The 24,811-nt window shown below is 43.9% G+C and carries 23 protein-coding genes; 20 read left to right on the forward strand and 3 right to left on the reverse strand.

Annotated elements, in window-relative coordinates:
- Positions 1-41 precede the first annotated feature (41 nt).
- From NSA57_RS11875 to NSA57_RS11935, 13 genes are all read left to right on the forward strand, one after another.
- Entirely contained in the window at positions 42-1,595 is a 1,554-nt protein-coding gene (locus tag NSA57_RS11875; protein WP_257464953.1) for a response regulator transcription factor, read from the forward strand.
- Positions 1,585-3,348 carry a cache domain-containing sensor histidine kinase gene (locus NSA57_RS11880; RefSeq protein ID WP_257464954.1) on the forward strand — a complete coding sequence of 588 codons (1,764 nt, stop codon included), beginning with the start codon at positions 1,585-1,587 and terminating at the stop codon, positions 3,346-3,348. Before NSA57_RS11875 ends, NSA57_RS11880 begins: the two co-directional genes overlap by 11 nt.
- Positions 3,349-3,513: 165 nt before the next feature.
- Positions 3,514-4,176 carry a MerR family transcriptional regulator gene (locus NSA57_RS11885; RefSeq protein WP_257464955.1) on the forward strand — a complete coding sequence of 221 codons (663 nt, stop codon included), beginning with the start codon at positions 3,514-3,516 and terminating at the stop codon, positions 4,174-4,176.
- 403 nt (positions 4,177-4,579) lie between these two features.
- The gene (locus tag NSA57_RS11890) at positions 4,580-5,887 is read left to right on the forward strand and encodes an FAD-dependent oxidoreductase (RefSeq protein WP_147599805.1); all 1,308 of its coding nucleotides are present in this window, start codon (positions 4,580-4,582) and stop codon (positions 5,885-5,887) included.
- A gap of 173 nt (positions 5,888-6,060) precedes the next feature.
- The gene (locus NSA57_RS11895; protein ID WP_022067787.1) at positions 6,061-6,321 is read left to right on the forward strand and encodes a hypothetical protein; all 261 of its coding nucleotides are present in this window, start codon (positions 6,061-6,063) and stop codon (positions 6,319-6,321) included.
- A 97-nt stretch (positions 6,322-6,418) separates the two neighbouring features.
- Positions 6,419-6,928, forward strand: a complete 510-nt coding sequence (locus tag NSA57_RS11900) for an RNA polymerase sigma factor (RefSeq protein ID WP_022067788.1) — start codon at positions 6,419-6,421, stop codon at positions 6,926-6,928.
- A complete protein-coding gene (locus tag NSA57_RS11905) occupies positions 6,921-7,736 on the forward strand; it encodes a hypothetical protein (RefSeq protein ID WP_257464956.1) in 816 nt (271 codons plus the stop codon). Before NSA57_RS11900 ends, NSA57_RS11905 begins: the two co-directional genes overlap by 8 nt.
- A gap of 131 nt (positions 7,737-7,867) precedes the next feature.
- Positions 7,868-8,728 carry a substrate-binding domain-containing protein gene (locus tag NSA57_RS11910; RefSeq protein WP_022067790.1) on the forward strand — a complete coding sequence of 287 codons (861 nt, stop codon included), beginning with the start codon at positions 7,868-7,870 and terminating at the stop codon, positions 8,726-8,728.
- Positions 8,729-8,820: 92 nt separating this feature from the next.
- Positions 8,821-9,678 carry a phosphate ABC transporter permease subunit PstC gene (gene pstC / locus NSA57_RS11915; protein WP_257464957.1) on the forward strand — a complete coding sequence of 286 codons (858 nt, stop codon included), beginning with the start codon at positions 8,821-8,823 and terminating at the stop codon, positions 9,676-9,678.
- Positions 9,668-10,570 (forward strand): phosphate ABC transporter permease PstA, encoded by a 903-nt coding sequence (pstA, locus tag NSA57_RS11920; protein ID WP_022067792.1) that lies wholly within the window; start codon positions 9,668-9,670, stop codon positions 10,568-10,570. Before pstC ends, pstA begins: the two co-directional genes overlap by 11 nt.
- A gap of 6 nt (positions 10,571-10,576) precedes the next feature.
- The gene (gene pstB, locus NSA57_RS11925; RefSeq protein WP_022067793.1) at positions 10,577-11,335 is read left to right on the forward strand and encodes a phosphate ABC transporter ATP-binding protein PstB; all 759 of its coding nucleotides are present in this window, start codon (positions 10,577-10,579) and stop codon (positions 11,333-11,335) included.
- Position 11,336: 1 nt separating this feature from the next.
- Entirely contained in the window at positions 11,337-11,999 is a 663-nt protein-coding gene (gene phoU, locus NSA57_RS11930) for a phosphate signaling complex protein PhoU (protein WP_022067794.1), read from the forward strand.
- A complete protein-coding gene (locus NSA57_RS11935; protein ID WP_243873738.1) occupies positions 11,996-13,657 on the forward strand; it encodes a sensor histidine kinase in 1,662 nt (553 codons plus the stop codon). The genes phoU and NSA57_RS11935 overlap by 4 nt, the downstream gene beginning before the upstream one ends.
- Before the next feature lie 122 nt (positions 13,658-13,779).
- On the opposite strand, the gene NSA57_RS11940 is transcribed toward NSA57_RS11935, so the two are convergent.
- From NSA57_RS11940 to NSA57_RS11950, 3 genes are all read right to left on the reverse strand, one after another.
- Entirely contained in the window at positions 13,780-13,971 is a 192-nt protein-coding gene (locus NSA57_RS11940) for a hypothetical protein (protein ID WP_138271566.1), read from the reverse strand.
- 79 nt (positions 13,972-14,050) lie between these two features.
- On the reverse strand, positions 14,051-14,935 hold the full coding sequence (locus NSA57_RS11945; RefSeq protein WP_257464958.1) for a YitT family protein: 885 nt from the start codon (positions 14,933-14,935) through the stop codon (positions 14,051-14,053).
- 37 nt (positions 14,936-14,972) lie between these two features.
- Complete coding sequence (locus NSA57_RS11950; RefSeq protein ID WP_022067798.1) at positions 14,973-15,833, reverse strand: class I SAM-dependent methyltransferase; 861 nt, start codon at positions 15,831-15,833, stop codon at positions 14,973-14,975.
- Positions 15,834-16,155: 322 nt separating this feature from the next.
- Between NSA57_RS11950 and NSA57_RS11955 the strand changes: the two genes are divergently transcribed.
- The 7 genes from NSA57_RS11955 (at position 16,156) to NSA57_RS11985 (ending at position 24,811) form a co-directional block, all read left to right on the forward strand.
- The gene (locus NSA57_RS11955) at positions 16,156-17,439 is read left to right on the forward strand and encodes an aspartate aminotransferase type Ic (protein ID WP_173753090.1); all 1,284 of its coding nucleotides are present in this window, start codon (positions 16,156-16,158) and stop codon (positions 17,437-17,439) included.
- 75 nt (positions 17,440-17,514) lie between these two features.
- Entirely contained in the window at positions 17,515-18,981 is a 1,467-nt protein-coding gene (locus NSA57_RS11960; RefSeq protein WP_243271097.1) for a L,D-transpeptidase family protein, read from the forward strand.
- A 113-nt stretch (positions 18,982-19,094) separates the two neighbouring features.
- Complete coding sequence (locus tag NSA57_RS11965; protein ID WP_147599798.1) at positions 19,095-20,129, forward strand: D-alanine--D-alanine ligase family protein; 1,035 nt, start codon at positions 19,095-19,097, stop codon at positions 20,127-20,129.
- 45 nt (positions 20,130-20,174) lie between these two features.
- Entirely contained in the window at positions 20,175-21,545 is a 1,371-nt protein-coding gene (locus NSA57_RS11970) for a UDP-N-acetylmuramoyl-tripeptide--D-alanyl-D-alanine ligase (RefSeq protein ID WP_257464959.1), read from the forward strand.
- Positions 21,546-21,677: 132 nt separating this feature from the next.
- The gene (locus tag NSA57_RS11975; protein WP_147599813.1) at positions 21,678-22,298 is read left to right on the forward strand and encodes a hypothetical protein; all 621 of its coding nucleotides are present in this window, start codon (positions 21,678-21,680) and stop codon (positions 22,296-22,298) included.
- A gap of 197 nt (positions 22,299-22,495) precedes the next feature.
- Positions 22,496-23,842 (forward strand): glucose-6-phosphate isomerase, encoded by a 1,347-nt coding sequence (locus NSA57_RS11980; RefSeq protein WP_138271561.1) that lies wholly within the window; start codon positions 22,496-22,498, stop codon positions 23,840-23,842.
- Between the two features lie 6 nt (positions 23,843-23,848).
- The gene (locus NSA57_RS11985) at positions 23,849-24,811 is read left to right on the forward strand and encodes an NAD(P)-dependent oxidoreductase (protein WP_257464960.1); all 963 of its coding nucleotides are present in this window, start codon (positions 23,849-23,851) and stop codon (positions 24,809-24,811) included.

Here is a 24,811-nt window from a genome sequence, read left to right on the forward strand (position 1 = left end):
GTACGGGATTTGTATCCTGTTCGCTGACGCTGTGATGCATTATGAGCAGATATTGCAGGGTTCTGGTGATCGATGATGAGTTTATCACCCGCCAGGGAATTAAACATATGCTTTTGTGGGAGCAGGAAGGTTTTCAGATTGTAGGGGAAGCATCCAATGGACAGGAAGGTCTGGAAATGATTGAAAAATATCAGCCGGAAATTGTACTGGCCGATATTGTGATGCCTGTTCTCAATGGAATTGATTTTTCGCTGATTCTGCAGGAGAAATATCCGGATATTAAACTGATTATCCTGAGCAGTTACGATAATTTTGAATATGTTCGTACAACCCTTCTTAACGGAGCAGTGGATTATGTTTTAAAGCCTACGCTGAATCCGGAGATACTGCTTCGCGCTCTGAAAAAAGCTGCCCGGGGTATTCCGGGTTTTCAGCTGGACCGGAAGGAAAAAATAGATGTCAGTACCCAATTGGAGAGATATCTTACAGGATATTCAGAGACGCTGGAAGAGGAAGGTCTGAAAAACTGCTTTCCGTATCTGAACTGCCGGATTCTTGCAGCAGATATGAAAAAAGCATGTAAAAATAACCGCCGTCAGATGGAACAGCTTCAGGAAATGATTCAGGACAGGCTGAAAAAGGACGGATTTGACACATATCAGGCTCTGTGGTTGGAGCAGGAAACTCTGTGTTACATTATAAATTATAAGAAAAAGGCAGAGGAGGAGCTTCTTTTAAGTATTGAGAGCAGCGCCCGGAGAGCCGGACAGATTGCAGAAAAGATTTTGTTTGTAGTAAGCAGACCTTTTACAGATTTCACTTATATAAAAGACATCTATGAAAAAGGAGTAAAGCCCTGTCTGCAGCAGAAATTTTATTTTAATGATAAGGCGCTGATCAGGGAAGAAGAATATACGGCAGTGGAGGTTCAGCGTTTTCATTATGAAAAATATACAGAACTTCTGAAGCAGAAGCAGTACAGTCAGGCTCTGGAGCTTTTTCAGAAATATATCTGGTATTTGGCAGAAAGTAAATATGATGAGTATCTAAGCAAAAATCTTCTTAAAAATCTTTTGTATAATTTTTTAATGGAAATTGAAAAGTACGGTGTGGAAAGCGACAGGCTCCGAGGGGAGTTTTTCCGGAAGATCGATCAGTCAGAAAGTGCAGAAGAATATATGGAATACTGTGAAGGGGGGGCATTTGCGCGTTTACGGGAGATTGTGTCCGGGATTGAAAATAATTCAGATTCAGACCCTGTTGTTGCTCAGATCAAAGATTACATCAATGAACATTATAATGAAAAACTTGATCTGACAGATATCGCCCAGGAATTCGGGTTTAATTATCATTATATTTCTTCGTATTTTAATCAGCATATTTCAGAAGGGTTCAGCGGATATCTGAATACGGTGCGGATTGAAAAATCCTGCGATCTTTTGGCTGAAACAAAAATGTCTATTTCAGATATCAGTGCAGCGGTGGGATATTCCGATCACGGGTACTTCTGCAGGATATTCCGGAAGCTGATGGGGCAGACGCCAAGTCAGTACCGGCACAGGAAAAACTCAGGTGGTCAGCGAAATGAAAAATAAATGTAATACACTTTTTTTTAAGATTATTATTGTGGTGCTGGGGGCGATTTTATGTCTGGCAGGGGCATTAAGCGTGCTGAATATAAAGACCTCCCAGGATGTTTTTGTAGAGAATTTTGTGGAATCTCAGCAGAAAATATTCAGACAGATTGATGAAAATATTTATGAGCTTTTTCAGAATGTAACTGCGGCTACCTCCGTCATCTGCGGAAGCTCTTCCGTACGGGAGTATCTGGGCAGGGAAAAGTGGGAGGCGGCAGAGGAATTCCGGAATATTCTGGATGTGAAAAAAATTCTTCAGCAGCAGCCTCTTGCGAAATACAGCGATATGAGTCTGATTTTAGTTGGAAACAATGGAAAAACATATAATTATAACAGTACCTCACGTCTGATTCTTTCAGGGGAAGAACTGTTGGAAACAGAGATTATCCAGCAGGCATATGAAACGCCTAAAAAGCTGATCTGCCGATATAAAAGCGGCGGATATACAGACGTAATGAAAAGCTATCCTGTTATTATGATGGCAAAGGCAATCACCAATAATGGAGGAAAAACCATAGATGGGGTGATTCTTCTTACAATTAAAGAGAAGGATTTCCGGAATAATTATGAGGTATTTACTACAAGTTCCAATGATATACTGATTTTTAATCAGGATAATGAAATTATCTCTTCCAACTATACAGAATATCTGACCTCATCCAGTGAAATAGAAAAGGTCTGGGACGCACTTGAGGAGATGCAGGATAAAAAAAGTTCTATGATCACCAGACAGGAAAATGGGCAGAGAACCGTTTATCTGAAGCAGAATTTTCATAATACGGATTATAAAGCAATGGGAGTAATTCACCCGGATCAGGCCTTTGAAAGTGTATATGATTTCCGATATATTATAGAAGTAACAGCTGCTATTACAGCTGCAGCTATTCTGATTATTTTTATATTGGTAAGGCAGCAGACCAAGCCTCTCTCCAAGCTGATAGAGAATATGCGGAAGGTGCAGGACGGAAGACTGGATAAACTGGTAAAGGTGGAGGGAACTCAGGAGATCCGGGAGCTTTCCGCTACTTATAATGACATGCTGGGAGAACTGGATAATTATATTCAGAAACTGATGCAGGTGGAAAAATCCAAACGTGAGGCAGAAATCCATTCTCTGCAGATGCAGATCAATCCTCACTATATTTATAATACTCTGGCAAGTGTCAAGTGGCTGATCTGGCAGGGGGATAAAGAAAAATCCGTTCAGGTGATAGATGCATTTATACAGCTTCTGCGGAATACCATCAGCAACAAAAATGAATTTATTACCCTGAAGGAAGAAATTGAAAATCTGAAAAATTACGTGCTGATCAATCAGATACGGTATGGAAATCAGGTGAACGTAGATTTTTATGTAACACCGGACTGTGAGGAACAGAAAGTTCCCAAGCTGATCCTGCAGCCCTTTGTGGAAAACGCATTTTTTCATGCTTTTCCTCAGGGCGAAAAAGGAACTATCTCTATTTTTGTACGCCAGAGCGATGGACTTCTGAGGGTGGAGATTGAGGATAACGGGATCGGAATGAGCAGTGAAACTTTAAGGGATTTATTGAACAAAAAGAATGCCTCCAGGGAACATTTTACCGGGATCGGCGTCAATAATGTGGACGACCGCATGAAACTTATTTATGGTGAAAACTATGGGATTCTGATAGAAAGCCAGGAAGGCAGAGGCACAAAGATTACAGTATGCTTTCCGCTGAATAAGTAAAGCTTATCTCCTTCTTCAGGGCAGAAATGTTCTGTGGAGGGAGATTTTGTATTTTACAAAATATTATTGAGAATTTCTTGACTTTGCACCAGGTTCAGGGTTTATAATTTCCACAATTTCAGGAGAAAGGTCTCCGTAAAACAGATTAAGAGGGAGGAAGATATAATGAAAATCAGTGAGGCTGCAAAACTGACAGGTATGAATGTGAGTAGTATCCGTTTTTATGAACGAAAGGGACTTCTGCTTCCTGAGAGGGAAAGCGGAAGTAAATATCGGGATTATACAGAAGCAGATGTGCAGAGAATAAAACAGATTTTTCTGTATCGGAAGATAGGAATTTCAGTGGAAACCATTGAACTTCTTTTAAAAGGAAAGGCGAATCTGCGAGAGGTTTTAGCAGAACAGAAAAGATTGCTGGAAGAGCAGATTACTGAACTGAAAGGCGCATCAGAGCTCTGTAAGCTGGTAATGAAAGAGACAGAAATCCCAGAGAATGAGAAACTGGAAGAGTATCTTAATTATGTTTATCAGGAAGAGAAAAAAGGCGGAAGATTTGCAGAGGTACGGGAGCTTCTGGAAGATCTCGGAGATTATTCAGCCACAGCAGGAGTGTGGGGGATTTCCTTTATGGGTATGGGCATGAGAAAGTGGCTTGTGGGAGCAGGCGCTGTGGGAGTTTTGCTTTTTATGATTGTTGTTTTTGGCATACGTGTATGGGATGCTATACAGAATATGAACGCACCTTCCATTGGTGCGGCAGTGATATGGGGAATGCTGGCGGTTGCTTATGGAACAGGATTTTTAAACTATCTGAAGAGCAGGAATTAATTTTCAACTGCTCTGCTCAAGCTTTGTTTCCAGTGAATTTAACAGTCCAGCATAAAACACTGATGTGGATGGAGATGTTGTTGATTTTATAATTTACCTATACTTATATATAAAAGTGCAAAAATTGCATCTTATATTGACAATAGTGTAATTTTTAGACGGGCCCCCTGCCTTCGAACAGGAGAAATTTTCCTGGTGATGCTGATCAGACTGCGTTTGCGGAAGCACGCAGTTGATGATTCCATGAGGATTACCTTTTTCTGGTGTGCTTTATTCTAAAATACAGCAGGAATGCGTATTACGGTCACGGATAAAACCAAAACTTTCTGCATGGCTCTCTGGTTTCTTGGACAGACTAAGAAAATATGATGAAAAAAATTTACCAAGAGATCGGAGGAATTGGATGAGGCAGTCAATCTGGGAAAGGGATGTGGAATTTCCCTCTTTTCCGAAGCTTGAGGGAGATATAAAGACGGATGTGCTGGTTATTGGCGGCGGTCTGTGCGGAGTACTTTGCGCCTGGTTCCTGAAGCAGGCAGGAGTGGATTATGTGCTTGTGGAGGGAGATGCTGTGGGGAGAGGGGTTACCTGTAATACAACGGCAAAGATTACCTCTCAGCACGGGCTGATTTATGAAAAGCTGCTGCGTACACAGGGGAAAGAGAAGGCACTTCAGTATCTGGACGCCAACCAGTGGGCTCTGGGCAAATACAGGGAGCTGGCAGAGGAAACAGAGTGTGATTTTGAGGAAAAGGATGCCTTTGTTTATACTCTGACAGACTGGCAGAAAATAGAGCGGGAGGTGCAGGCTTTGGAGACTCTTGGCTTTCCTGCGGAGTTTGTGCAGGAGGTAAATCTGCCTTTTGACACTGAAGGAGCGGTGAAATTTCCACGCCAGGCACAGTTTCAGCCCAGGAGATTTCTGGCTTATATTTCCAGAGACCTGAATATTTATGAGCATACCTTTATCCAGGAGCTTGCGCCGGGATGCGCCCGATATGACGGGGGAACAATCACGGCCAGACGGATGATTGCAGCAACACATTTTCCTTTTCTGAATAAGCACGGCGCATATTTTTTGAAATTATATCAGCATCGTTCCTATGTTATGGCACTGAAAAATGTTTCAGATGTAAGGGGAATGTATGTGGATGAGGCGCAGAAGGGCATGTCCTTCCGCAATTACAAAGATTATCTTCTGGTAGGTGGAGGAAGCCACAGAACTGGAAGAAAAGGGGGAGGTTGGGAAGAGCTTCAGGAGTTTGTACAGGAGTATTATGGTATCGGCAAGGCAGGTTATTATTGGGCGACCCAGGACTGTATGAGTCTGGATGGCATCCCTTATATTGGAGAATACTCCCCGAACACACCGGGGCTGTATGTGGCATCCGGTTTTGGAAAATGGGGAATGACTACCTCCATGGCAGCAGCGCATATTCTGACAGAGATGATCTGCGGCCGGGAAACTGGGTGGGAGGCAGTTTTTGATCCATCGCGAAGTATATGGAAACCGCAGCTGTTTGTAAATACACTGGAAGCTCTGGCAGGGCTTCTCACTCCTACTATGAAGCGCTGTCCCCATATGGGCTGTGCGCTGAAGTGGAATCCTCAGGAGCACACATGGGACTGCTCCTGCCACGGATCCCGGTTTGAAGAGGATGGAAAGCTGATCAACAATCCGGCTGCCGGAGATGCAAATGTGGCGAAATAGACTGGTTTTGTACAAGCGCATTTCAGAGGGATTTACCAATTATCTAAAAAGCAGGGAAAGATAAAGGGCCCCCTTATGTGAAAACATTCTCCCTTGCATTTATCGGACTTGCAGTTTATAGTGAAATTATAACTGACAGTCAGGTTTCGCAGCGGAAAAGGGGAGGAATGTCTATGCTCACATTATTAAATTCCGAAAGTCTGTGGATCGGAACAGACATGAAATTATTTAACAAATTGCGTGAACAGCTGGAACAGGTCGGAATCACCTACAAACATAAGGTGAAAAACCGCATGGGCCAGTGGGCAGAGGCAGGGACCATGCGCGGCAGGACAGGAAGCGCCGGCATTCCTGCAGACGAGACATATGAATATGAAATTCTGGTTCACAAAAATGAACTGGAACATGCGAAAAAAATTACAGGGCTGATGTGATCATCGGCTCTTTCTTTATAAATAAAAATTTGATGAAATAGGTAAGTTCTGTTTTTCGTCTAATGTATATAAGAAAACAGAGAGGAGAGCAGTAAAAATGGAAGAACTGGTAAGAAAGGCCAAAAGGGGAGATTCTTCTGCTTTTGCAGAGCTGGTTAGGCTGTGTACACAGAGCATGTACCGAGTGGCCTGGACGTATCTGGGCAATGATGAGGATGCTGCGGACGCCATTTCGGAAACTGTTCTGGTGTGTTACGAAAAGATTGAAACCCTGAAAAAAGACGCTTATTTTAAAACCTGGATGATACGGATCCTGATTAACCAGTGTAAGGATATTTTAAAACACAGAAGCAGGATACAGTCAAAGGCAGAAATGCAGGAATCTGCTTTTGAGGACAGCGGGTACATAGACTGTGAATGGAAAGAGGTTCTTTCCTGCCTGGATGAAAAATACCGGATCATTCTTCTTTTGTATTACACAAGAGAAATGGATACAAGAGAAATCGCGGAGCTTCTGGATATCAGCCGCAATACGGTGATTACCAGACTTGCCAGAGGCAGGAAGTTGCTGAAACGGGAGCTGGAAGGAGGAAAAATCTATGGATAACAAATTATTTGAAATTTTTTCGGGAAAAACAGAGGTGCCGGAGATCGTTACAGACAGGATAGAGGCAGCCCTTAATAAAATTCAGGAACAGCAGCCGGATTTCGGAAGAGATAAAATTGCTTCCTTCTCTCTCCAGGGCAGAAGCCGTAAACGCAGACGTGTCCTGATCTTATCCTTTGCCGCTATCCTGATTTTGGGCGTGTCTGTTTTTGCAGCAGAAAAATATCTGGGGATCACAGATTTCTGGAAGCTGAGAGGACAGGAGCTGCCGGAAAATGTGCAAAGTGATATTAACAAGGAAGTTACTTATAAGGAAACAGGAGATTCTATGATTAATTTTTCAGTGAAAGAGGTTCTGGTTCAGGGAAACAGTATTCATGTTTCTGCACGGGCAGAGGCGTTGGAACCGGGAAAATACCTTCTGATTCCACAAGATGCTATGGAAGAAGACTCTGTATATTACCTTGGTAAGGAAGGGGACATGACGATTGGTCAGTATTTAGAGAAGCATAATCTGGAGCCTGTCAGAATTGGGTTTGGTGTAAAGCATGGAGGAGAGAATACAATTTTTACAAATTCTATGGATTTCGTTCTTACAGAGGATGACTGCATGGAAATCTATGTTTCTGCAGAAAGAGAATCCACAGAAAGTGAATTTCCCGAGGAGATCATCTGCATGGGAACTGCGTACTTGGAAGACGCCAAAAGCGCGGCAGATGTAATGAAAACAGAGCTTCATGTAACTCTTCCGGAAGAATCAGCACAGGAAACAGATGCTTCTGAAACTCTTCAGATGTATCAGGAATGAGAATAGGGAAGTCTTTTCTTTTTTACAAAGATTTTACGCAGGCAGGATTTTGGTTTTAACTTTCCCTGCCTATAATGACACTTGTCAATGAGAAATACAAAACATTATTTATAAAAAAGAGGAGACTTATCATGAAGAAAAAAATCGTAGGAATTTTAGCAGCAGCAGTAATCGGAACAACAGCATTCGCAACCGTTGCAAGTGCGGCAAGCGGAACGATCAATGTAATTTCCCGTGAGGATGGTTCCGGAACAAGAGGCGCTTTTATTGAGCTGTTCGGCATCCAGGAAGAAAAAGACGGCGAAAAAATTGATATGACAACAGTTGATGCCAGCATCACAAACAGCACTTCCGTTATGATGACAACTGTAGCAGGCGATGAGAATGCAATCGGATATATTTCCCTTGGATCTCTTAACGATACTGTAAAGGCTGTAAAAATCGACGGAGCTGAGGCAACTGCTGAGAACGTTGCAAATGATACATATAAAGTTTCCCGTCCGTTTAACATTGTAACAGGCGAGAAAGTAAGCGAGGCAGCACAGGATTTTGTGAACTATATTATGAGCGAAGAAGGTCAGCAGATCGTTGAGGACAACGGTTATATCAAAGCTGATGCAGAAGCAAAACCTTATGAGGCAGCAGATGTGGAAGGTAAGGTTGTTGTAGCCGGTTCCTCCTCCATTTCTCCTGTAATGGAAAAACTGAAAGAGGCTTATGAAGCAGTGAACAAAAACGTTACAGTAGAGGTTCAGCAGAGCGATTCCACAACAGGAGTTACATCTGCAGCAGAAGGCATCTGTGATATCGGAATGGCTTCCCGTGAACTGAAAGATGAGGAAACAGAGATGAATCTTACAGCTACTGTAATTGCAAAAGACGGTATTGCGGTAGTCGTAAATAATGAAAATGAGGTTGAGGATCTGACAAGCGATCAGGTAAAAGCAATCTTCACAGGCGAGACAACAGAATGGGAAGATCTGGCAGAGTAATAAAACCTGCATAACATGACAGAACGCAGAGGAGCCCGGAAATCCGGGCTTCCGTTCTGCAGTCAGGAAGTTAGAGAGGAAGAAATCATTTTATGAATAAAATCAAAGAACGGGGAATGAAAATTGTATTTATGGTTGCTGCCTGCGCTTCTGTACTGGCAGTATTCCTGATCTGTCTGTTTCTTTTTGCCAGCGGAATCCCGGCAATCGGAAAAATAGGTCCTCTGGAATTTCTTTTTGGAACAGAATGGCGGCCCTCCAATGATATGTATGGAATTTTTCCAATGATCGTGGCAAGCATTTATGTAACAGGAGGAGCAATTCTGGTAGGAGTTCCCGTAGCTCTGCTTACGTCTGTATTTATGGCCCGTTACTGTCCGAAAAAAATCTACAGACCGTTAAAATCAGGTATTGAACTGATGGCAGGAGTTCCTTCTATTGTATATGGATTTTTCGGTCTGGTGGTCATGGTGCCAATGATCCGGGAAACCTTTGGAGGAACAGGAACAAGCTGGCTGGCAGCGTCCCTGCTTCTTGGAATTATGATTCTTCCAACCATTATCGGACCTACAGAATCAGCGCTCCGCAGTGTTCCGGAAAGCTATTATGAAGGTTCTCTGGCTCTTGGAGCCACAAAGGAACGCAGCATTTTCCGCGTAATGCTTCCGGCGGCAAAATCCGGTATTCTTGCAGCTGTGGTTCTTGGAATCGGACGTGCCATTGGCGAGACTATGGCGGTTATTATGGTAGCGGGAAACCAGGCCAGAATGCCTCAGGGGATTCTCAAGGGACTTCGTACTATGACTGCAAATATTGTTACTGAAATGGGATATGCGACAGGTATGCACAGAGAGGCGCTTATTGCTACCGGTGTGGTATTGTTTGTCTTTATCCTGATCATTAACTTAAGTCTTTCATTACTGAACAGGAGGGCGGAAAATGCAAACTAATGCTGCGGCTTTGAATTCACAGGTCAATTCAAAAAAGAGAAACAGCTCTTCCCTTACAGATCAGCTTCGTTCCTACCTGCGCCATCCGGGCTCCGGTATTCTTGCTTTTCTGACAGGACTGGCTGCAGTACTGACCTTTGCGGTACTGATCTTTCTGGTAGGGTATATTCTGATAAAAGGTATTCCTTATCTGACACCTGAGCTTTTCAGCTTTGAGTATAATTCTGAGAATGTATCGCTGATGCCTTCTCTTATCAATACCTTTATTATGACTGTTCTGACACTTGTAATTGCGGCTCCCATAGGCATTTTTGCCGCTATCTATCTGGTGGAATATGCTCAGAAGGGCAACCGTCTGGTAAAGGTGATTCGTATTACAGCAGAGACACTTTCCGGTATTCCTTCTATTGTATTCGGACTTTTCGGTATGCTGTTTTTTGTGACAGCCCTTCAGTGGGGAATGTCTCTTATGGCAGGTATTTGTACACTGGTGATCATGGTTCTTCCCCTTATTATGAGAACTTCTGAGGAGGCTTTGAAGGCAGTTCCGGATTCTTACAGAGAGGCCAGCTTCGGACTGGGAGCAGGAAAGCTGCGCACGATTTTTACCATTGTGCTTCCTTCAGCGGTTCCGGGGATTCTGGCAGGAATTATTCTTGCAATCGGACGTATTATCGGTGAAACAGCAGCCCTTCTTTATACTTCCGGTACAGTTGCCCAGGTTCCCAATCTGATGGGATCCGGACGTACACTGGCTCTTCACATGTATGTGCTTTCCAGTGAAGGCCTCCACATGAATCAGGCATCTGCCACAGCGGTTGTAATTCTTGTTTTTGTACTGGTTATTAACTGGCTGTCAGGAAAAGCAGCAAAACGAATTGCGAAAGGATAAGGATACATGAGTAATAATACAAAGCTTTCTATTGAAAATATGAATCTTCATTACGGCAGTTTCCATGCCTTAAAAGACATTAATATGCATATTCCGGAAAAGGAGATCACTGCTTTTATCGGGCCCAGCGGATGCGGAAAATCAACTCTTCTTAAATCTTTGAACAGAATGAATGACCTTGTTGAGGGCTGTGTGATCACAGGAAAGGTGGAGCTTGACGGAGAAGATATTTACGGGGATATGGACGTGAATCTTCTGAGAAAAAGAGTGGGAATGGTGTTTCAGAAGCCCAATCCATTTCCAATGAGTATCTATGACAACATTGCCTACGGCCCCAGAACCCACGGCATCCGTTCCAAGGCAAAACTTGACGATATTGTGGAAAAATCTCTTCGGGATGCTGCAATCTGGGATGAGGTAAAGGACCGGTTAAAAAAGAGCGCTTTGGGAATGTCCGGAGGCCAGCAGCAGAGGCTCTGTATTGCAAGGGCTCTGGCAGTGCAGCCGGAGGTTCTTCTTATGGATGAGCCGACCTCTGCCCTTGACCCTATTTCCACCTCAAAGATCGAGGAGCTTGCAATGGAGCTGAAAAAGGACTACACCATTGTTATGGTAACTCATAATATGCAGCAGGCAACACGTATTTCTGACAAAACCGCTTTCTTCCTTCTGGGAGAAGTGATAGAATTTAATGATACAGATACTTTATTCTCCATGCCTGCGGATAAAAGAACGGAAGATTATATTACAGGGAGGTTTGGCTGATATGGCAACACGTTTTGAAAGACAGCTGGAAGAGCTTCATGTACAGATCATTACCATGGGAAGTCTCTGCGAAAAGGTAATTGCTCTTTCTGCAAAGGCAATCCAGGGCGAGGACTGCGCCGGAGAGGTTTTTGAAACAGATAGAGAAATCGACGGACTGGAGCGGGAGATCGAGGCCATCTGTATGCGGCTTCTTCTTCATCAGCAGCCGGTGGCAAGAGATCTTCGTGAGATTTCCGCGGCTCTGAAAATGATCTCTGATATGGAACGCATCGGAGACCAGGCGGCAGATATCGCAGACCTTTCCAAGTTTATTGACCGAAGCGTTGTGGAGATTCCGGATGAAATTGCCAGAATGGCGGAAAAAACCGTTCATATGGTAACAGAAAGCATTGACGCGTTTGTGAAAGCGGATCTGGCGCTTTGTCGTAAGGTTATTGATGATGACGATCTTGTAGACGAGCTGTTTAATCAGACAAAAAACAAGCTGGCTGATCTGATCTACAAAAATATGGATGCCAAAGCAGGGCTGGATCTTCTGATGACTGCAAAGTACATGGAGAGGATCGGAGACCATGCGGTGAACATTGCAGAATGGGTGGAGTATTCTATTACAGGCATTCACAGAAACAATGAGCACCAAATGGGAGGAAATAAGAATTGACAAAAAAGATTTTTAAGTCTACAGTTCTTGCTTCAGCAGCAGTTCTGATACTGGGGGTTGCCTTTGTTATGGGAATTCTTTATCAGTATTTCGGAAAGCAGCTGAACAGTGAGCTGGAAAAGGAAGCCAGATATCTGGCTTACGGAGTAGAGCAGCAGGGGCAGGAGTATCTGGAGCAGATCAAATACGGTGATTCCAGAATTACTTATATAGATGAGAATGGAAATGTCCTGTATGACAATACAGCAGATGAAAACAAAATGGAGAACCATAAGAATCGTGAAGAGTTTCAGGAGGCGCTGAGCAAGGGGAAAGGCGAGGCGGTACGTATGTCCGACACGCTTTCAGAAAAGACAGTCTACTCTGCAATAAGACTTTCCGATAATTCTGTTCTTCGTGTATCCAGTACACAGTATTCTGTATTTGCTCTGATTCTGCAGCTTGTACAGCCGGTACTCTGTATTATTTTTGTAATGCTGATCATAGCAGGAGTGATCGCGTCAAAGGTTGCTTCAAAGATCGTGGAACCCATCAATGAACTGGATCTGGAAAAGCCCGGAGAAAATGAAATTTATGAAGAGGTGGCTCCTCTTCTGGGAAAAATAAACCGGCAGAACCGCCAGATACAGAAACAGCTGGAGGAAGCAAGGAGAAATCAGGAGGAGTTTTCTATTATTACAGAAAACATGCAGGAAGGTCTTCTGGTGATCGATCCTTATACTATGATACTTTCCGGTAATTCAAGCGCCTGGAGGATTTTTCAGGTAAATGAACCCGGCATAGGCCAAAGCGTATACTCTCTTGACAGAGATGAGGATTTCAGAAAGGTGATAGAACATGTTCTGGAGGGAAAACACGGAAACGCTCTTCTTCGTCTGGATAATGAATTTGTGCAGCTGATCGCAAATCCGGTTACAAGAGACGGAAAAATCGTAGGCGCAGTGCTGCTTCTGATGAATGAAACAGAAAAAATCCAGCGGGAAAACCTCAGAAGGGAGTTTTCTGCCAATGTTTCTCATGAGCTGAAAACACCTCTGACCTCTATTTCAGGTTTTGCCGAGATTATTCAGGACGGCTTTGTGAAGGAAGAGGATGTGAAAAAGTTTGCAGGCAGGATTTACCGGGAGGCTCAGAGGCTGATTCAGCTTGTGGAGGACACCATTAAGATTTCTCAGCTTGACGAAGGAGAAAATCCTTATGAGTGGGAAAATGTGGATATCTATTCCGTTGCCCGGAATGTATGTGGAAACCTGAAAGAAATCGCGCAGAAAAAGAACGTGCATCTTTACATTGACGGAGAAAGACTGATCTGCCGCACTGTGCGTCCGATTTTTGAGGAGATTCTTTATAATCTCTGCGATAATGGAATCAAGTACAATAAGGACAATGGCACAGTGACCATTCATCTGAAAGATATTGGCAATGCCATTCAGATTTCTGTGGAGGATAATGGAATCGGAATCCCGAGAGAGGACAGAAACCGGGTGTTTGAGAGGTTCTACCGGGTGGATAAAAGTCATTCCAAGGAGATCGGAGGAACCGGCCTGGGACTTTCTATTGTAAAGCACGGAGTTGCCTTCCTGGGAGGAACACTGGAGCTGACAAGCGAAGTGGATTCAGGAACTGAGATTACAGTGACCCTGCCGAAACAGGCATAATCATACCCTGCAGGACAGGATGGATTTCCGGGAAAAGGAATTTTGAGGAGGACTGCAGCGAAAGCAAAAAGAGTACGGACATCATACCAGATGATGTCCGTACTCTTTTTGTGTGGGTGTGTTCAGTAGCAGTAGGCTCCCTCATAAGCAGAGCAGGATTCTTTTTTCCGGGACTGATTTTCACAGGTCCGGCAACGGTCACAGAATTCCTGTTCATAGCAGGTGGCACATACACAGTTTCCGCAGGAGCTGCGGTCATATTCCGGCGTACAGGTAAAAGGAACCTCTGTTTTTTCGTCATACTTTTCCTTCATAAAGTATCACTCTCCTTTATCTGATTATAATTCTGGAAAGCGAAAGAATCAAGAAAACAGAAAGAAAAAATACAATTTTTTAATAATCGGTTTTATAATAGAATCTTCCGTTGATAAAGTCTGTTTTTATAATGTTTACAAATGCCTGAGGATCCACTTCCGTAACTTTTTTCACAAGGATCTTTGCTTCGTCCCTGGACACTACAGAATAGATCATTGCCGTATTGTCGCCGCTGTAGCAGCCGGTACCGTCGATTCTTGTGGCAGAGTGATGGGACAGCTTGGAAATTTCTTCATAGACTTCATCAGGATGCCTTGTAATAATAAACAGAGTGTGTTTTTTGTAGCGCTGATGGAGCATCTGTACCACCTGAGTGGAGGTAAACTGGAAGATAATGGAATAAAGCGCTTTATCCCATCCGAAAAGCAGGCCTGCAACAACCAGGATCACTGCGTTTCCGCAAAGGATGTAATTCCAGATATCCTGTCCGTTTTTTTCTGAAAAATAAATGGCAATAAAATCAGTTCCGCCGCTGCTTGTATTTCCGATCAGGCAGAGACTGACCACAAAACCGTTGATCAGTCCGCCGAAAATACTGATCAGAAGCGGATCGTAGGTAATGGGCTGTGAGGGAATAAGGTCTGTCAGAATACTGGACAGAACGATCACCACACAGGAACTCATGGTAAATTTAACTCCGATAAACTTCAGTCCTATAAAAACAGGAATGGCATTCAGGATAACGTTGATCAGGGTGTAGGGAATTTCCATTCCCGCAAATTCCTGAAAAATGCCCTGGATCAGAAGCGTGAGACCGTTAAAGCCGCCCGGATACAGTCCTCCGGCTTTTACAAAGGTTTTTATGTTCACGGCAAAGAGCACGGCAGCAATCACTGCACAACTATATCGTTTCAGTTCTATTTTTGCGTCCATGTTTTTAAAGGCTGACGAAAAATTACTCATTTGTAATTTCCTCCAATAATTTTATCTGAAATCAGTTTTACACAGATTCCCACCGGCCGGAAGCGCCGCAGGGAAGAACCAGACCGCTGGAGGTGACCGGAAGTCCGATTTCCTGGGAATCTACGGTTCCGTTAAATTCTTTCAGTTCAGTTGCCAGCATATAGGTAAGAACAGCCGGAGCAAGACCTGTTGTGTAGGAGTTGATCAGGAAAAACAGCGGGTCAGGACTGAGAATCTTTTTACACAGCCTGATAAGAGGATGAATAGCATCTTCTATCTTCCAGATTTCTCCTTTTGGACCTCTTCCGTAGGAAGGAGGATCCATAATAATGGCATCATAATGATTGCCCCTGCGGATTTCCCGTTCTACGAATTTTACGCAGTCATCAACAAGCCAGCGGATAGGAGCGTCTGCAAGTCCGGAGGCGGCAGCGTTTTCTTTTGCCCAGGTAACCATGCCCTTGGAAGCGTCTACATGGGTAACGCTTGCGCCGGCAGCGGCAGCGGCCAGAGTCGCGCCTCCTGTGTAGGCAAAAAGATTCAGTACTTTTACCGGTCTTCCGGCATTGCGGATTTTTTCCCCAAACCAGTCCCAGTTTACCGCCTGTTCCGGAAAAAGTCCGGTGTGTTTGAAGCTGAAGGGTTTCAGGTGGAAGGTGAGATGCTTATAATGAAGATCCCATTGTTGGGGAAGATCAAAAAACTCCCATTCTCCGCCGCCTTTTTTGCTTCTGTGATAATGGGCGTTCATATTTTTCCAGCCCCGGCTTACCTTTGGGGTATCCCAGATAACCTGCGGGTCCGGACGGACCAGGATATATTTTCCCCAGCGTTCCAGTTTTTCTCCGCCGGAGGTGTCAATTACTTCATATTCTTTCCATTGATCTGCAATCCACATAAATGATAACCTCTCATTAGTTTTAATAAAATCAGCATACACTGATGCTATCCCCAGTATAGGGGAATTGCCGTAAATCTGCAAGTGAAAAAGAACGGAGTTTACTTTTGACAGGTTATATTGCTGCTGGTCATACGGCATTATCCCATCAGATGTTTTTACATATATGCCAAGATCCCGGAACAAACGAACAGAGTTTTTATAAATACAATGCTTACAGGACTTGACAACAGGGAATTTAGCATACTAAAATAGACGGGATAGTATGGTTTAGCAATGTAATAGAAAAAAGTCCGAAAAGAGCGGAACGAGGAGGAAAAACATGGAAAAATACAGTGAAATGAGCAGAGAACAGCTTCTTGCCCTGAAAAAAGAACTGGATCAGCAGTATGCAGACATTAAGGCACAGGGACTTGCCCTGGATATGTCCCGTGGTAAACCTGGAACAGATCAGCTTGATCTTTCCATGGGAATGATGCAGGTTCTTGCAGATGGCGCGGAGCTGAAATGTGAGACAGGAGTGGACTGCCGTAACTACGGTGTGATCGACGGTATTCCGGAAGCAAAACGTCTTCTTGGAGAAATTTCCGAGGTGGATCCAGAACATATTATTATTTATGGAAACTCCAGCCTGAATGTCATGTTTGATTCCATTGCCCGTTCCATGACTCACGGGGTTATGGGAAATACTCCCTGGAGTAAGCTTGATAAAGTGAAATTCCTTTGTCCTGTGCCGGGGTATGACAGACATTTTAAGATCACAGAATTTTTTGGAATTGAAATGATCAATGTTCCCATGACTCCGGAAGGCCCGGACATGGATATGGTAGAAAAGCTTGTCAGCGAAGATCCGGCTATCAAGGGTATCTGGTGCGTGCCGAAATACTCTAATCCTCAGGGCTATACTTATTCAGCAAGAACAGTCCAGAGATTTGCCAATCTGAAGCCGGCTGCTCCTGACTTCCGTATTTACTGGGACAATGCATACAGTGTACATCATCTTTATGATGAAGATCAGGATTTCCTTCTTGAGATCCTTACTGAGTGTGCAAAAGCCGGAAATCCGGATATTGTATATAAGTTTACTTCAACCTCCAAGATCAGTTTTCCGGGATCAGGTATTGCAGCAGTTGCCGCATCCAAGGCAAACCTTGAGGACTTCCGTAAATATATGCAGATTCAGACCATCGGTCACGACAAGCTGAATCAGCTCCGCCATGTAAGATTCTTTAAGAATCTGGAAGGCGTTCATGAACACATGAGAAAACATGCGAATATTATCCGTCCGAAATTTGAACTGGTGCTTGATATTCTGAATAAAGAACTTGGAGGCCTTGGAATCGGACAGTGGACAACTCCAAAGGGAGGATATTTTATTTCCTTTGATTCCATGAAGGGCTGTGCAAAAAATATTGTGGCAAAGGCAAAAGAAGCCGGCGTTGTAATGACAGGAGCAGGAGCTACTTATCCATACGGAAAGGATCCGGAGGATTCCAATATCCGTATCGCGCCTACTTTCCCGTCTATGGAGGAGCTTGAAAAAGCAGCTTATGTATTTGTAGTATGTGTAAAACTGGCAAGTGTAGAAAAGCTGTTAGGAGAATAAGAGAGATTCCGATACTGTTTTTCAGCAAAAGACACATGTCAGGCAGCTTGTCCTGAGAAGCAGAAGGGAGACTGCATGGAAGAAAAAATGAAAGAGCAGGAGCCTGTGAAGGAAAACGGTACAGAAGAAAAGATAAAAATGAGCACAGGCAGAAAACTGGTGGTCAGTCTGATCGCTGTGCTTCTGGTATTAACAGCAGCCGTCTACGGCTATGGAGTTTATTATTTTTCCGGACATTTCCTGCCGGGAACTCAGGTAAACGGATTTAACTGTTCCTATATGGATCAGGCAGAGACAGAAAAGCTCCTGGAGAAAAAAACACAGGCCTATGTTCTGGCAGTACGTACAAGAGGGAACGGTCAGGAGAGCATGTCGGCAGAGGAAATCGGTCTGGTATATAAGCCGGATGGAAGCGTAAAAAAACTGATGAATGACCAGAATCGTTTTCTGTGGTTTTTATCATTTGGACAGCACAGCGCTCTGGAGGTTCCGTCCTCTGTTTTCTATCAGGAGGAGCTTTTTGAGCAGAAATTCCAGAACCTTAAGTGCCTTCAGGACAATGTGCAGCCTGTGGATGCGTCTATAGAAGATACAGGAAATGAATTTGCCATTGTTCCTGAGACAGAGGGGAATCTGGTAGATCAGGAAAAGCTTCGTGAAACAGTAATAAAGGCGCTGACTACAGGTGATCCGGTGGCAGATCTTGAAGAGGACGGATGCTATATCAATCCCCAGGTTTACGGAGATGATAAAAGGCTCATAAAGGACTGCAGTCAGATGAATGAGCTGACAGATGTTGTGATCACCTATGATTTTGATGACCGCAAAGAAACTGTGGACCGGAATGTGATCCGTACTTTCCTTTCCAGAGACGAAAATGAAGATCTTGTTCTTGATAAAGAAAAGATCGCAGATTATGTAAAGACTCTTGGAGCCAAATATGATACTGTAGGTACAGAGAGAACCTTTGAGACTTATGATAACCGACAGATTTCAGTTTCCGGCGGTAATTACGGATGGGTCATTGACCAGGAAAAAGAAGCTGAGGCGCTTTATCAGGAGATTATAAGTAAAAAAATTCAGGTTCGTAAGCCGGAATACAAACAAAGTGGAATGAGCCGCAACACCAATGATATCGGTTATACATATGTGGAGATCGATCTGCCGGCTCAGAGGCTGGTGGTATATCAGGACGGTACTCCTGTGGCAGATACCGGGATCAGCGCAGGAAGCGGAACGGAAACTGGCGTTTACATGGTTGGAGAAATGAAATCTCCCGCAGAGGTCAACGGAGGGACTGTAAATTTCTGGATTCCCTACGAAGAAAATGCAGGAATTTTGGATAATCCCAATCTGACACAAAGTGATGTAGGCTTCTGGGAGGAAGGTATTCCCGCAGTCAGTGATTTTGGCTCAGGAGAAAGCAGTACAGACGGAGGCATATGGACAGATAACAGTGGTTATATTGAGATTCCGGGAGATATGGCGTCAGAGGTTTACCAGAATGTCAGATCCGGTATGCCGGTAGTGATTTATAAATAAACAGAATGAAAATGCTGCAGAGATTCCGGCAGGGATTTTTGCAGCAGTTTTTACATTAAAAGTACCCGGAGAAGCTGTACAGACCAGACCTCCGGCAGTAAGGGAGAATAATTATGAAGATTGTTGTTTTAGCAGGAGGAACAAGTACAGAAAGAGATGTTTCCATTGTATCAGGAACAGGGATCTGTAATGGACTGAGGGCAAAGGGACATCAGGCTATTCTTGTAGATGTTTTCTGCGGAGCGGAAACAGTTGACTGGGCAGACCCTTTTCCCCGGGAATATGATGTGGAAGCTGCCAGCGCATATATAAAAAGCTTTAATCCGCATATTGAGCAGCTGAAAAAGATGCGCAAGGATTTCTTTGGGCCAAATGTACTGGAATTGTGTAAGAAAGCAGATTTTGTGTTCCTCGGACTTCACGGAGCAAACGGTGAGGATGGAAGGATACAGGCCGCTTTTGACCTTATGGGAATCAAATACACAGGAACCGGATATCTCAGCAGTGCTATGGCCATGGACAAAGGTGTGACCAAGTGGATGTTCCAGATGAAGGGAGTACCTGTTCCGGGCGGAGTGACCATGAAGCGGCACACACGAAAAGAAGATCTGGCAGAGCTGGGTCTTGCCTTTCCTGTTGTTGTAAAAACATGCTGCGGCGGTTCCAGTATCGGCGTTTATATTGTAAAAGACCAGGAAGAATATATGAAAGCTCTGGATGCAGCTTTTGTCTATGAGGAAGAGGTTGTAGTAGAGGAATTTATTCAGGGTACAGAATATACAGTAGCTGTGGTGGATGGAAAAGCTTATCCGGTTGTTCAGATCGTACCCTGTCAGGGATTTTATGATTATGAAAACAAATATAAACCAGGGGCAGTAAAGGAAACCTGTCCGGCTCCCATTTCTTCAGAGCTTACCAGACGCCTTCAGGACTATGCGGTTCAGGGATACCGGGCTCTTGGACTGGAAAGCTATGCAAGACTTGATTTTATTGTTACAGATGATGAAAAAATCTACTGTCTGGAAGCAAATACACTTCCGGGAATGACTCCTACCAGTCTGATCCCTCAGGAGGCAGCAGTTCTTGGCATGGATTATCCTACGTTATGTGAGGAACTGATCCGGGTATCTGAGAAAAAATATAAATAAGAATTTCCGGGAAATCTTTTATCCGGAAGGTAAGGAACAGATATTATGAAAAATCTTACATTAAGAAATATAACAAAGGTATGCGGCGGTACTTACCATGGACCGGAAGAGCTTCTGGACCGGGAAGTGACGTCTGTGACCACGGACAGCAGAAAAGCGGAAACAGGAGCTCTTTTTGTTCCCATTGTGGGAGAGAGGGTGGATGCTCACAGGTTTATTCCGGATGTAATGGAAAAGGGCTGTCTTGCAACCCTTTCTGAGAGACTGCAGGAAGGGGCAGATTACGCTTATATCCATATAGAATCTTCGCTTCAGGCAGTAAAGGATATTGCAGAATTTTATCTGGAGCAGCTTCAGATTCCTGTTGTGGGAATTACCGGAAGTGTGGGAAAAACAAGTACAAAAGAAGTTATTGCCTCTGTTCTGAAGGAAAAGTACAGAACATTGAAAACCCAGGGGAATTTTAATAATGAGCTGGGGCTTCCTCTTACTGTATTCCGACTGAGAGATGAGGATGAGATCGCAGTTCTGGAAATGGGAATCAGTGATTTTGGCGAAATGACCAGACTTGCAAAAATTGCAAAGCCGGAAACCTGTGTCATTACAAATATCGGAACCTGCCATCTGGAAAATCTTGGAGACAGAGACGGAGTTCTGAAGGCAAAAACAGAGATCTTTTCTTCTATGAAGCCTGACGGAAATATCATTCTTAACGGCGATGATGACAAGCTTGGCACAGTAAAAGAATATCATGGAATCCGTCCGGTATTTTTCGGTTTAAATAAAAAGTATGATGTATATGCGGATGAAATTCAGAGTCTGGGTCTGAAAGGAATGTCCTGCAGGATCCATATGGGAGAGCAGAGCTTTTCTGTACTTGTACCGATGCCGGGAATCCATATGGTATATAATGCTCTTGCAGCAGCGGCGATCGGAAAAATTTATGGTCTGACAGCAGAGGAGATCAGGAGAGGGATTGAAAGTCTGGAGCCCATCAGCGGCCGTTTCCGAATGATCGAAACAGACAAGCTTCTGATCGTAGATGACTGCTATAATGCAAATCCCATGTCCATGAAGGCGTCTCTGGACGTTCTGAAGGACGGAGCCGGCAGGAGGGTTGCCATTCTGGGAGATATGGGAGAGCTTGGAGAAAATGAGGTTCAGCTTCATCAGGAAGTAGGAGCTCATGCGGCATCCTGCGGAATTGACAAATGTATTTGCGTAGGAGAGCTTTCTGCACATATGGCAGAGGCGGCAAAGAAAACAGATCCTGATTTTGATATCTGCCATATCAGAACCCGCGAGGAGCTTCTGCAACATTTAGGTGATTACATACAGCCCGGAGATACGGTTCTGGTAAAGGCATCCCATTTTATGAAATTTGAGGATGTGGTTCAGACACTGGAAAAACTGTAGAAACCAGGGAGAATTTGACGAACGATTTTTGTTCCCTCTTTGACTTTCAGGGTGTAAAATGAAAGGCATAAGCCGGCTGGAGAGATGCTTCAGAATCTGGCTGGCCGGAATATGAAAATCAAGGAGGGAATCATGCTGGAACGAATTATGGATCTGCATCTTCTGCTCTATACCATGACTGCGCTGGGCGCACTGGGAGCAGTGGGAATGCTGGCCGTACACCTTACCTACAGAAGAGCCATGCGAAAAACAAAAGCAGTGATGAACCTGAAAGAAAAATGGCTGAACCTCTGGAAGACCAGGGACAGGCTTCTCAACAGGATGAATCTTCTTGTGTGGGGACCGTCGCTTCTTTCAGCGGGGTGCCTGGGACTGGCTCTTTTTTTAGCCACCAGGCTAGAACTTAAGGACGGCCTTTCTATGCAGTATCTTTATATCGGAACAGCAGTACCTGTGATACTGCTTCTTTTAAGACAGGCCCTTGATTTTACTTACAGAGAAGATCTTGTTATGAATTCTCTAGCAGACTATATTCTGCAGGCCCGGGCAAAGAAGGAAGAAGCTGCTGCATCCAGGAGAGCATCAGAAACAGTGGTATGCGAGAAGCAGGATCCTGCGTTCCAGGAGGAAATGGTAGAAAAGATCACTGCAAGCATCCGGCAGACGGCGGCTACGGGAAGTCATTTCAGCAAAATGCTGAGTCCGGAAGAAGAGGAAATTATGAGGGAGATCATCAGAGAGTTTATGAACTGATACAGTTCAGAAATCAGCTGCTGTTTCCAAGGCGTTGGTTTTTATACTTTGTTAGGATCTCCTTCTTGTAGAAAAGGCAAGTTTTTGCTATACTTAGCGTGGACAGCATCAGGAAGAGATGCTGAAGAAAATTCAGATATACCGATCCGTTTCTGTATAAGAAATACGGATTGAAAATAGTAAAAGGAGTGAGAGCCATGAGCAAAGTAACATTTGATTATTCAAAAGCAGGCTGTTTTATCGCAGATCATGAAGTCGAGGCAATGAAGCCACTGGCAGAGGCAGCGGCAAAAACCCTGACAGAAAAGACAGGTGCAGGAAATGATTTCCTTGGCTGGATCGACCTTCCGGTTGATTATGATAAAGAAGAATTTGCCCGTATTAAAGCAGCAGCTAAGAAGATTCAGGAAGATTCAGAGGTTCTTCTTGTAATCGGTATTGGAGGTTCCTATCTGGGAGCCAGAGCAGCAATTGAGTTTCTGAGACATGGTTTTTATAATAATGTTTCCAGAGAAATCCGCAAAACACCGGAGATCTACTATGTTGGAAACAGTATCAGCAGCAGCTATATCCAGGGGCTTATTGACGTAGTGGGAGACAGAGATTTCTCTATTAACATGATTTCTAAATCCGGTACTACTACAGAGCCTGCCATTGCTTTCCGCGTATTTAAGGAAATCCTTGAAAAGAAATACGGAAAAGAGGGCGCTGCAAAGAGAATCTATGCAACAACAGACAAGGCTCGCGGAGCCCTGAAAAAGGTTGCAGATGAAGAAGGATATGAAGAGTTTGTTGTTCCGGATGATGTAGGAGGACGATATTCTGTACTTACAGCCGTAGGACTTCTTCCGATCGCAGTAAGCGGAGCTGACATTGATAAGCTGATGGAAGGAGCTGCTTCCGGACGGGAGATCGCGCTTAACAATGCCTTTGAGGATAATGACGCGCTGAAATATGCTGCAATCCGTAACATTCTTCTTCGCAAGGGAAAAACTGTAGAGGTTCTGGCAAATTACGAACCAAGCCTTCACTATATCAATGAGTGGTGGAAACAGCTTTACGGAGAGAGTGAAGGAAAAGATCAGAAAGGTATTTTCCCGGCAGCAGTAGATCTGACAACAGACCTTCATTCTATGGGTCAGTTTATCCAGGATGGAAACCGTATCCTGTTTGAGACAGTTATGAATGTAGAAAAATCCAGCGCAGAGCTTGTTCTCGGAGAAGAAGCAGTGGATCTGGATGGACTGAACTATCTGGCAGGAAAAACGGTCGACTTTGTTAATAAAAGCGCAATGAACGGAACAATCCTTGCTCATACAGACGGACAGGTTCCGAACCTGAGAGTTGATATTCCGGAGCAGAACGAGTTCTATCTGGGACAGTTATTCTATTTCTTTGAGTTTGCATGTGGCGTCAGCGGATATCTTCTTGGAGTAAATCCGTTTAACCAGCCGGGAGTTGAAAGCTATAAGAAGAATATGTTCGCTCTTCTTGGCAAGCCGGGCTATGAAAAAGAAAGAGAAGAGCTCCTTAAAAGACTCTGATACTTTATGAAAATTATTTTTCTTGAGGGAGAAAATCTGGGTGAGGACATGGTCTTCACCCCTTTTCTTCATCTTGGGGAAGTTACAATTTATCCATCCACTTCAGAGAAGGAGATGCCTGAACGGGTAAAGGATGCGGATATTATTGTGGCGAACAAGCTTCCCATGTGTGAGGAAACTCTCAAAGACGCAAAAAATCTGAAACTGGTTTGTCTGACAGCAACAGGAATCAATAATCTGGATGGAGAATATCTGAAAAAACGCGGCATTCATGCCTGTAATGTAGCCGGTTATTCCACAGATGCGGTTGCCCAGCATACTTTTGCCCTGTTTTTTTATCTGTGGGAAAAACTTAGCTTTTATGACGACTATGTAAAATCAGGCGCTTATATAAAAAATCGCAATTTTTCGTATTTTTCCCAGCGTTTTTATGAACTCAGCGGAAAAACATGGGGAATCATCGGAATGGGAGCTATTGGGCAAAAGGTTGCGGACATTGCGGAAGCTTTTGGCTGTAAAGTGATCTGTTATTCTGCATCCGGAAGAAAATACCAGCTGACCTCTGACAGGAAACAGGTGGATTTTGACACAATATTACAGGAGTCGGATGTTCTGTCAATCCATGCGCCGTTAAACAGCCAGACAGAAAATCTTATTGATCTTCAGGCGCTGAAAAAAATGAAACCTACATCGGTTCTCATTAATGTGGCAAGAGGTCCTATTGTAAATCAGGAGGATCTTTATACTGCGCTTACACAAAATATGATTGCCGGAGCGGGGCTTGACGTACTGAAACAGGAACCTATGGCAGAAGATAACCCTCTTATTAAGATTCAGGACAGCAAAAAACTTCTGATCACACCTCATATAGCATGGGCGCCTGTGGAAACAAGATTCCGATGCAGAGATGAGGTAGTAAAAAATATAGAAGCATTTCTGGCCGGAGAGGACAGAAACAGGGTTTACTGA

The organism is Blautia caecimuris, assembly GCF_024622975.1.
In the GTDB taxonomy this organism is placed as follows: Bacteria; Bacillota; Clostridia; order Lachnospirales; family Lachnospiraceae; genus Blautia_A; species Blautia_A caecimuris.